5 protein-coding genes are annotated in these 10826 nt (G+C 66.3%); 1 reads left to right on the plus strand and 4 read right to left on the minus strand.

The genetic code is table 11. The features are described 5' to 3' along the window. The coding region (locus AC1D00_RS10715) for a DUF2339 domain-containing protein (RefSeq protein ID WP_477010652.1) at positions 1-2581 on the plus strand (2581 nt) is incomplete at its 5' end. A gap of 3 nt (positions 2582-2584) precedes the next feature. Here AC1D00_RS10715 and AC1D00_RS10720 read toward each other — a convergent pair. From AC1D00_RS10720 to AC1D00_RS10735, 4 genes are all read right to left on the minus strand, one after another. Further along, positions 2585-4273, minus strand: coding sequence for a methyl-accepting chemotaxis protein (locus AC1D00_RS10720; RefSeq protein WP_167771591.1), 1689 nt, complete (start codon positions 4271-4273; stop codon positions 2585-2587). 273 nt (positions 4274-4546) lie between these two features. After that, a complete protein-coding gene (locus tag AC1D00_RS10725; protein ID WP_477010653.1) occupies positions 4547-6517 on the minus strand; it encodes a methyl-accepting chemotaxis protein in 1971 nt (656 codons plus the stop codon). A gap of 206 nt (positions 6518-6723) precedes the next feature. Then, positions 6724-8430 carry a methyl-accepting chemotaxis protein gene (locus AC1D00_RS10730; protein ID WP_477010654.1) on the minus strand — a complete coding sequence of 569 codons (1707 nt, stop codon included), beginning with the start codon at positions 8428-8430 and terminating at the stop codon, positions 6724-6726. Positions 8431-8609: 179 nt separating this feature from the next. Then, positions 8610-10766 carry a methyl-accepting chemotaxis protein gene (locus AC1D00_RS10735; RefSeq protein WP_477010655.1) on the minus strand — a complete coding sequence of 719 codons (2157 nt, stop codon included), beginning with the start codon at positions 10764-10766 and terminating at the stop codon, positions 8610-8612. Positions 10767-10826: the final 60 nt, after the last annotated feature.

The following is a 10826-nucleotide window of genomic DNA, read 5'->3' on the forward strand; positions in this document are numbered from 1 at the left end:
GGTTTACGCGCAACGGCGGGTGCAGCCGCCGCCGCTGATGACCACACCGGTGCAGGCTGAAGCACCCGTAACAACTCMGGMCGAGCCACCGCCGCTTGCGCCCGAAGCCGAGGCGCCGCCGCCGCTCGTCACCGAAGAGGCTTCGCCGCCACCGATCGAAGCGGACACCGGGGCCGATGCGCCGCCTCCGCTGCCTGCGCCGGCGTCGGCGCCCGGCTTCGAGGAACGGCTCGGCACCCGCTGGGTGGTGTGGATCGGCGGCCTTGCGCTCGCGCTCGGCGGCTTCTTCATGGTGCGTTATTCGATCGAGGCCGGCCTCGTCGGTCCCGGCGTGCGCGTGTTCCTCGGCGGCCTGTTCGCGCTGGCGCTGCTGGGCGCCGGCGAATGGTCGCGGCGCAAGGAGAGCATCTCCAACATCGCGGCGCTGCCGATCGCCAACATTCCCGCGATCCTCACCGCGGCCGGCACAGCCGTGGCGTTCGCGACCATCTATGCCGCCTACGCGCTCTACGGCTTCCTCGTGCCCGCGACCGCCTTCGTGCTGCTCGGCCTCGTCGCACTCGGTACGCTTGCCGCCGCACTGCTGCACGGGCCCGCGCTTGCGGGCCTCGGCGTGGTCGGTGCGTTCGTGACCCCGCTCCTCGTCTCCAGCGGCAAGCCGGACTATTGGGCGCTCTACATCTATCTTGCGATCGTCACCGCCGCGAGCTTCGGCCTTGCCCGCATCCGGCTGTGGCGCTGGCTTGCGGTGACCACGATCGCCTTCGCCGTGCTCTGGATCTTCCCGGGTCTGGACACCAGTGACGTGCAGGTCGCGCCGCACGCCTTCCATGCCATCGCGGGCTTCGTGCTTGCAGCGCTGCTCGTCGTCTGCGGCTTCATGTTCGGTCCGACCATCGAGGACGGCGAGATCGAGCCGGTGTCGTCGAGCTCGCTCGGCGCCTATCTGTTCGGTGCCATGCTGATCGTGCTGTCGAGCGCGCATGCGGATCTTGCGTTGATCGCGTTCACGCTTCTCGTCGGCGCGACGCTGTTCGTCGCCTGGCGCGCGCCGGCGGCGACCGGCGCGCTCGGCGCGGCTGCTGCAACCGTCTTCATCGTCTTCGCCGAGTGGGCGGTGCGCGCCAATCCGGACATGCTGGTGCTGCCGGGCGGCCCGATCTCCGGCATCGGACCGGCCGCGACCGACAGCTCCGTGACGCTGCATCTGGTGATGGCCGCGATCTTTGCCGCTGGCTTCGGCGTCGCCGGCTTCCTCGCCCAGGGCCGTTCCAGTTCGGTGATCATTCCGGTGGTGTGGTCGGCGGCGGGTGTCGCCACCCCAATTGCGATCCTCGTTGCGCTCTATGCGCGCATTGCCCATCTCGATCGCTCGATCCCGTTCGCGATCCTCGCGGTGCTGCTTGCCGCGGCCTTTGGCGCCGCCACCGAAGCCCTCGCGCGCCGTGAAGATCGACCGGGGGGTGCGACCTCCACTGCACTGTTCGCGACCGGCACGCTCGGCGCGCTGGCGCTGGCGCTGACCTTCGCGCTGGAGAAGGGCTGGCTCACGATTGCACTGGCGCTGATGTCGCTTGGCACCGGCTGGATCTCGCTGCAGCGCCCGATCCCGGTCCTGCGTCGGCTCGCGGCCATTTTCGCCGCGATCGTCACCGCGCGCATCGTCTATGATCCGCGCATCGTCGGCGATGCCGTCGGCACGACGCCTATCTTCAATTGGCTGCTGTGGGGCTACGGCCTGCCTGCGGCGTCGTTCTGGGCGGCGAGCATCTTCCTGCGCCGCCGCGGCGACGATGCGCCGCTGCRCATGGTGGAAGCCGCCGCGATCCTGTTCACTGCGCTGCTTGCCTTCATGGAGATCCGGCACTTTGCGACTGGAGGCCAGATGACGTCTGCGCCGTTGCTGCTCGAATGCGCGCTGCAAGTCTGCATCGCGTTCGCCATGGCGATCGGGCTGGAACGCCTGCGGCTGCGCAGCCGCAGCATCGTGCACAATGTCGGCGCGGTCGTTCTGACGGCGATCGGCGGGCTCGTCAGCGTATTCGGCCTGCTGATCCTGGAGAACCCGCTGCTGTGGCGCATCGACGTCGGCGGCGCCGTATTCAACCTGCTGCTGCTCGGCTATGCGCTGCCGGCGGTGCTGATGCTGTTGCTGTCCTATGCGGTGGTCCGCGAGCGCGGCAAAGCCTATGCCAACACCATCGCGGGCGGCGCGCTCGTGTTCGCGCTCGCCTATGTCACGCTGGAGATCCGCCGCTTCTATCACGGCCCGATCCTGTCCAGCGGCGAGACGACGGGGGCCGAGCAATATAGCTACTCGATCGGCTGGCTCGCCTTCGGCGTGGTGCTGCTCGGCGTCGGCATCCTCGTCAACTCGGAGCGCGCGCGACTTGCGTCCGCCGCCGTCATCGCGCTGACGATCCTGAAGGCCTTCGTCATCGACATGTCGACGCTGACAGGCGTCTACCGCGCGCTGTCGTTCATRTGCCTCGGCGTCGTGCTGGTCGCCATCGGATGGCTCTACCAGCGCATCCTGTTCCGGCGGCAGGCCCCGCCGCCGGCTCCACAGACGGGAAGTTGAAGATCAGGCCGCGCGGACCGAATCCAGGAACTGCGCGACCTCGACCTTGAGGCGCGTGCTGTCGGTCGCCAGCGATTTCGCCGCCGACAGCACCTCGGACGAAGCCTCGCCGGTCTCGATCGCACCGCGCTGTACGTCGGTGATGTTCGCCGAGACCTCCTGCGTGCCGACCGAGGCCTGCTGGACGTTGCGCGAGATCTCCTGCGTGGCCGCGCCCTGCTCCTCGACGGCGGCGGCAATCGCCGCGGACACTTCGGACAGCCGCTCGATGGTGCCGCCGATCTCCTGGATGGCGCTGACGGATTCCTGCGTTGCAGCCTGGATGCCCGAAACCTGCGCCCCGATCTCGCCGGTCGCCTTCGCGGTCTGCTCGGCCAATGCCTTGACCTCGGAAGCGACGACCGCGAAGCCGCGGCCGGCTTCGCCCGCGCGCGCCGCCTCGATGGTCGCGTTCAGCGCCAGCAAATTGGTCTGGCCTGCGATCGTGTTGATGAGCTCGACGACGTCGCCGATGCGGGAGGCGGCCTGCGACAGCGCGTTGACGCGCTCGTTGGTCCGCGCCGCCTGCTCGACGGCTTCAGCGGCCATCCGCGCCGAATCCTGCACGCGGCGGCTGATCTCGGTGATGGAGGACGACAGCTCCTCGGAGGCCGAGGCCACGGCCTGGACGTTGGTGGAGGCTTCCTCGGAGGCTGCCGCGACCACGGTCGCGAGCTCCTGCCCGCGCCGCGCGGTGCTCGTCAGCGTCGATGCCGACGCCTCGAGCTCGGTCGAGGCCGAGGAGACGGTGCCGACGACTTCGCCGATCATGGCTTCGAACTTGCGGGTAATGGCATCGACACGGCGGCCGCGCTCGATCTTGGCTTCGGCGTCGGCCGCAGCAGCCTCGTCGGCGGCCTTCTTGGCGATCAGCGCTTCCTTGAAGATCTGGAGCGCATCCGCCATCGAGCCGATCTCGGTCTTCTCGCCGCGATGCGGCACCTCGGCCGAAAGGTCGCCCTCGCCGAGCGACTGCATCGGCTTGATGATCGAGGCAATACCACGCGAGACGTCGCGCACCAGATAATAGGCGGCGCAGATTGCGATCACGACCGAAAGGACGATGATGCCGACCAGCACGCGGAAGATCGTGGCGTAGCTGTCGGCCGCCTGCTTGGTTTCCAGCTCGGCGCCGCGGTTGTTGAGCTCGATGCCCTTCTGGAGCAGCGGGTCGGCCGCCTGCGCCATCTTCGCGACCTTGGTCTGCAACAGCTCGTTGGCCTCGGTGGGGAAACGGCCGACGCTCTTGCGCGACAGCGCCATCACGTCCTGCACGCCGTTCAGATACTCGGCCCATGCCTTGGCCCACTGCTCGTAGAGCGAACGCTCCTCGGCAGAGGTGATCAGCGGCTCGTAGACCTTGCGCGTCTTCTCGATGCGCTCCTGCAGCGAGGCGAGGCGCTTCTCGGCCGCGTCCTTGCCTTCGGCGGTTTCCTGCATCAGGTGCAGACGGAGCGCGACGCGCAGCTCATTGATGTCGGCGCGAAGCGAACCGAGCGCGCGCACGCTCGGCAGCCAGCTCTCCGCGATCTCGACCGTATGCGCATTGATGTTCTGCATGGTGCCTATCGCAGTCACGCCGACGCCGGCGAGTGACAGCACGAGGACCGACAACACGGCCAGAAGCTTGAAGACGATCGACAATTTCGACATCACGACAAATCCCGATGATACCTAGCAACGCGTGAATCACCCGCGCCGCAATCGTCGCGACGGACGACGGGGCGGAAGTCAGTTCATCAATGCTGRCTGGTTCTTATCCCGTGAGATTGCACCTATAATTGCAAGCAGGCGTTAACAGGAACCTACGTAAAATTACGGGACCGCCCCGCCTCGTCGTTAWTTTTCCCGCAACCATCTGTTGCGCCCGCACCGATATCCCGTGCTGCGACGCGGTTGATGCATCGCAACGCCCGAACGAGGCCGTCACGCCGCCCGCACCGACTCCAGGAAGCGCGCGACCTCGCCCTTCAGCCGGTTGCTCTCCTGCGACAGCGACTGCGCGGCCGAATGCACCTGCGCCGAGGCGGCTCCGGTCTCGCCGGCGCCGCGCTGGACGTCGCCGATATTCGCCGAGACTTCGGAGGTACCCTGCGCCGCGTGCTGGATGTTGCGGGAGATCTCCTGCGTCGCGGCGCCCTGCTCCTCCACCGCGGCCGCGATGGTCGACGAGATCTCCGACATCCGCGCGATGGTGTCGCCGATCTCCTTGATCGCGCCGACGGAGTCCTMCGTCGCGGCCTGGATCGCACCGATGTGCTGGCCGATCTCGCCCGTGGCTTTCGCGGTCTGCTCGGCGAGCGCCTTCACTTCGGTTGCGACTACCGCGAAGCCCTTGCCGGCTTCGCCCGCCCGCGCCGCCTCGATCGTCGCGTTCAGCGCCAGCAGGTTGGTCTGGGCGGCGATGGTGTTGATCAGCTCGACCACGTCGCCGATGCGGGAGGCGGCCTTCGTCAACTCGCCGACGCGCGCATTGGTGCGCTGGGCCTGCCCGACCGCCACGTCGGCGACGCGCGCCGATTCCTGCACCTGGCGGCTGATCTCGGAGATCGAGGAGGTCATCTCCTCGCTCGCGGAGGACACCGACTGCACATTGGCGGACGCCTCCTCGGAGGCCGCCGCCACGGCGCTGGCAAGCCCGTTGCCGCGCTCGGCGGCCCGCGTCAGCGTGTTGGAGGACGCCTCGAGCTCGGTTGCCGCCGACGACACGGTCTCGATGATCTCGCCGACTGCTCCTTCGAACCTGTCGGCGAGCCGCTGCATGTCGGCCTTGCGCTGTTCGCGCCCGCGTGCGTCCGCTTCGGCCTGTTCGGCGCGCAGCCGCTCGGCCTCCGTCATGTTGGTCCTGAACACCTCGACCGCACCGGCCATCTCACCGATTTCGTCCCTGCGGCCGACGCCGGGAACGGAAATCGAGAGCTCGCCGCGCGCAAGCCGGGTCATCGCACCGACCATGGCACCGAGTGCCGTCGAGATCGAGCGTCCCAGCAGGAAGCCGACCACGGCGAGAACGACGACGGTGATGCCGAAGGCGACGGTCATCCACAAGCGCACGGCCTCGCGGGTCGCCGCCTCGGCCGCGTCAGCCTGCCTGTACATGGCATCGACGGTGGTCCGCACCTCGGCCATCACAGGCTCGATTTCGCGGAAGGTCTTCATCATGGCGGCGTCGAGAGCCGCACTTTGTTGTGCGGTCTCGGCCCAGGCAGCGAACTCGGACTGGTATTTCTGGAGCTTGGCCGTGATGTCGTTCATCGCCGCCGCAGGGATTGCGACGACCTCTATCGCCTTGGAGAATTCAACCGCGGCCTTCTTCACCTCGGCTAGGTATTTGGGGTCGCGCCGCAGCATGAAGTCCTTCTCGTGCCGGCGCATCATCAGCATCCAGGTCGTCGTCCTGGGATCGTCGATCTCCTTCAGCTTGGCCTCGATGTCGTGCACGGCGGCGCGAAGCGAGCCGGACAGGCCGAGCGTCTCGTTCAGGCCGAGCCTGGTCTCGGCAGCCACCAGCGACGCGAAATCCGACGCGTAACGCTTGAAGCCGTCCTGGGCCTGCTTCATCCGGTCAGACAGCGCACTCATGCCGCCGGCCGCCATCAGCCGCTCCACCTCGTCGAAATCGCGGTTGATCGGCCCGATCAGCTCCGCATGGGCCTTGGCGTAGCTCTCGGTCCGGCGCTGCTGGAAGTTCTTCTCGTTGCGACGGGCCTCCAGCATCTCGATCGAGAGCTGCTTGTTCAGGTCGGCGATGGCACGTGCGCGGTTGGCAATGTCGCGGGATGCGTCCTGCGAGAGGCTGCCGATCTCGTAGATCGCGCCGAAGGCGACGAGACCCAACAGTCCGAACAGTCCGATCGCCATGACCTTATGGGTGAGGCGAATGGAAGGGCCACTCATGGAATGTGCTCCGAGACGATTGATACGCAATACAGGGAGGGCGACAGGGCGCGCGGAATATTGCGGAGATCATGCCTGCGTCGCTTTTCCGGAAGGTTAACCGTGGAACTCTTCTGATCGCGCAGCCAGCCGCGAACGCATGCGAACCACCGCGCGTCCTCGCGCGGCGGTTGCAGCCGTCGGGTGACCGGTGAGGACGGGCGCCCTCAGGCGGCGCGCACCGTGGTGAGGAATTTGCCGACCTCGAGCTTCAGGCGATTGCTGTCGCCGGACAGCGACTGTGCCGCCGAGAGCACCTGCGCGGACGCCGAGCCGGTCTCGCTCGCACCGCGCTGCACGTCGGTGATGTTGGACGACACCTGATGGGTGCCCTCCGCCGCCTGCTGCACGTTGCGGGAAATTTCCTGCGTCGCCGCGCCCTGCTCCTSSACSGCGGCCGCGATCGCCGAGGAGATCTCCGACAACCGTTCGATGGTGTCGCTGATGTCCTTGATGGCGCCGACCGATTCCTGGGTAGCGGACTGGATGCCGGAAATCTGCTGGCCGATCTCTCCGGTCGCTTTGGCGGTCTGCTCGGCAAGCGCCTTCACTTCGGAAGCGACGACGGCGAAGCCACGGCCGGCTTCACCTGCACGCGCAGCCTCGATCGTGGCATTGAGCGCCAGAAGGTTGGTCTGGCCGGCGATCGTGTTGATCAGCTCGACAACATCGCCGATCCGCGTTGCCGCCTTCGACAGTTCGCTGACACGCTCGGTCGTGGTGCGGGCCTGGCCGACCGCCTCGCTGGCGACGCGCGCCGATTCCTGCACCTGGCGGCTGATCTCGGTGATCGAGGATGACAGCTCCTCGGTCGCTGAGGCCACCGACTGCACGTTGGTGGAAGCTTCCTCGGAGGCTGAAGCGACCACGGTCGCGAGCTGCTGCGCATGCTCGGCGGTCGAGGTCAGCGTCGTGGCGGAAGCCTCGAGTTCGGTCGAGGCCGAGCTGACGGTCTCGATCACCTCGCCGACGGCGCTTTCGAACTGATCGGCAAGGCGGAGCATGTCCTGGCGGCGCTGCGCCGCGCTGCGCTGCTCAATCTCCTTCTGCTCGGCTTCCATTCGGATCTTGGCAAGGCCGTTCTCCCGGAAGACTTCCGCGGTCTTGGCGACTTCGCCGACCTCGTCCTTGCGATCGAGGCCGGCGATATCGACCTGATAGCGGCCGGCGGCAAGCTCCTGGAGCACACCGACGATCATGCGGATCGGCCGCGCAATGCCGTACTGACCGATGATGAAGCCCAACGCGCCGCCGATGATGACACCGAGGCCTGCGAGGATGATCAAGAAGCGTGACGTCGATTCATACTGCTCGCGCGCTTCCTTGCTCTTCTCCTCGACGCGCGCATTCAGCCGATCGGCGAGTTCGCGCATCTTGCCTTGAAGGTTCTCCGCAGCGGCCCTGCTCTTCATCGCGGTGTCGCGCAGCTTGTCAGCGCTGTCACTTAGCTTCGCTGACTTCTCGGCATCGACGGCCGCAAGCGTCGTGTCCATCTGGCTCTTGTAGGCCGAGAACGCCTCGCGCACGCCCGGGAGCAGCGTCTTGGCTTTCTCGTCCGGGGTCTGGCTGACCTCGTCGAAACGTTCCTGATACTGCTTGAGCTGGGCGTTGATGACATCACGCGCGGCCAGGCGATTGTCGTCACGCGGATCGAGCGCACTGCGGAACTCAGCGCGGTTCAGCGCGATGACGTTCTGGTTGGCGCGCGCGGCGAGCAGGGCCCGCTTGGCCGCGGTCGACATCACGCCGGCCTTTTCGCTGAGATCGCTGAGGGCGGAGACGCCAAGCCAGGCGATCGCGGCACCGATCCCGCACAGCAGGACGACGATCCCGAGGATCTTGCTCAGGATGCGGAAGCGGCCGAGAAAATGCATGACTGGAACCCTTCATGGACGTTGCCGCTCAAGCGGCTGAATTCCCATGAACTTCGTCCAAAACCATTCCGCATCCCTTAACCACGTTTGCCRTAGAAACACGGAGTTTTCATCGTGATCGACGCCGCTCATGCGTTCCGAGAGTTGCGCAGGGAGCAAGGCTCTCCCTGCGGTTTTGGTCAGGCGGCGCGCACGGTGTCGAGGAACTTGCCGACCTCGAGCTTSAGGCGATTRCTGTCACCGGATAACATCTGCGCAGCGGACAGAACTTGCGAGGACGCCGAGCCAGTCTCGCTCGCACCGCGCTGCACGTCGGTGATGTTGGATGACACTTGATGGGTGCCCTCCGCCGCCTGCTGCACGTTGCGGGAGATCTCCTGCGTCGCTGCGCCCTGCTCCTCSACGGCGGCGGCGATGGTCGAGGAAATCTCCGACAGTTTCTCGATGGTGTCGCTGATGTCCTTGATGGCGCCGACCGAATACTCCGTCGCGGTCTGGATACTGGCGATCTGCTGGCCGATCTCGCCCGTCGCCTTCGCGGTCTGCTCGGCGAGCGCCTTGACCTCGGAGGCCACCACGGCGAAGCCGCGGCCGGCCTCACCGGCGCGTGCCGCCTCGATCGTGGCGTTGAGTGCCAGGAGGTTGGTCTGACCCGCGATGGTGTTGATCAGCTCGACCACGTCACCGATCCGCGTCGCGGCCTTGGACAGTTCGCTGACACGCTCGGTCGTGGTGCGRGCCTGGCCGACGGCCTCGCTTGCAACACGCGCGGATTCCTGCACCTGCCGGCTGATCTCCGTGATCGAGGACGACAATTCCTCGGTCGCCGATGCCACCGACTGCACGTTGGTGGAAGCCTCCTCGGAGGCTGCAGCGACCATCGTGGCGAGCCCTTGCCCGCGCTCAGCGGTCGAGGTCAGCGTCGAGGCAGAGGCCTCGAGTTCGGTCGCGGCAGAGGACACGGTATCGACGATCTCGCCGACCGCGACTTCGAAGCCGTCGGCGAGCTTGTGCATTTCGGCCCTGCGCTGCGTGGCGGCGCGTTTCTCGACCTCCGCCTGGTCGCTGCGCATGCGTTCGACCTCGAGACCGTGCTGCTTGAAGACTTCGACCGTACGCGCCATCTCACCGACCTCATCGGCTCGGCCGGTGCCGGGCACCGTGGTGCCAAAGTCGCCGTTGGCGAGCCGGCCCATCGCGCCCGCAATAGCTGAAAGCGGATTGAGAATCCGCGAGAAGGTGATCCAGAAGCTCAAGCCGGCGAGCGCCAGAGAGGCACAAAGCAACAGACCCGTAAGAATGAAATTACGCGCGCTGGCTTCCGCCTGCATGGCGGCTTCACTGCCGGCAGCGGCGCCAATGGCCTCACCGAGCTTCAGCACCGCATTGATGCCGGCAGTGGCCCGCGCGAAGTACTCGGAGCCGGTGATCTTGTAATCTCCGCTTTCGCCCGCGGCGAGCGTGATCACGCGCGTTTCACCATAGACCCCAAAATAGATCTTCTCGACCTCGACCATCGCGTCCCCGATCTGCACCGGCAGATCCGGGCGCAGCCGCACCGGCAATATCGTATCCCACGCGAGTTCCACCTTCGCCCGGAGCGCGGAAAGACGTTGAAAGCCTTCAGTGCCGAGCTTCGCGTGCGCGCCGACGGCCCCAGCCAGCAAGGCGCGCTCTCTTCCGGCGTTCTCGGCCATCTGAGCTGCGAGGTGCCGCAAGCCGATCAGTTGCGCCAGCCTTGCCACAGGTGGACTGGTGAGGGTTTCAAGCGTCAGCCGCAAGCGGTTGCTCGCAACGTCGATCACGTCGGTAATCGTCGGAACGAAGCCGTCTACCACATCGGGCGCGCGCTCGGCGCGCGGACGCGAGAGGCCCGCATCGACCTTCTCGCGCAACACGCGCAATGCCTCGAACTTCGCCGCGGCGTCAGCAACCTGCCTTTGCTCCATCGCCATTTCGGGAATCGAACGAATATCGAGCAGGGCTTCCCGAAAGGCTTCGTCCGCGATCGCGCGTGCTTTCTCGATTTCGGCACGGCGCTCGGAGGTCACGGCATCGGGATACTTCAGCGCCGCATTGGTCATGCCTCGCTCAATCGCCCAATGTCCCGCGCTGCGCAACAGCAGCTGGGCGGATCGATTGACCTTCAGGAATGCTTCGGATTCCTGCCTCTTGATGATCGCCTGGTAGGCAATGAATCCAGCCGAGGCGAGTCCCAGCAGCACCAGCGCTGTGATGATGGATGGCAAAATCGTGCCGATCCGGATGTATCCAAGCCGGCTCGACGCGCCGGCGACCTTGGTTCGCGTTTGCTGACTCTGGGCGGGGTCCAACATGGTCCGTTTCCCCTATAGGAAACACGCAGCCAAGTCGTTGCCGGCCGCATGGACGTTGAT

It is taken from the genome of Bradyrhizobium sp. P2_E8 (genome assembly GCF_056403875.1).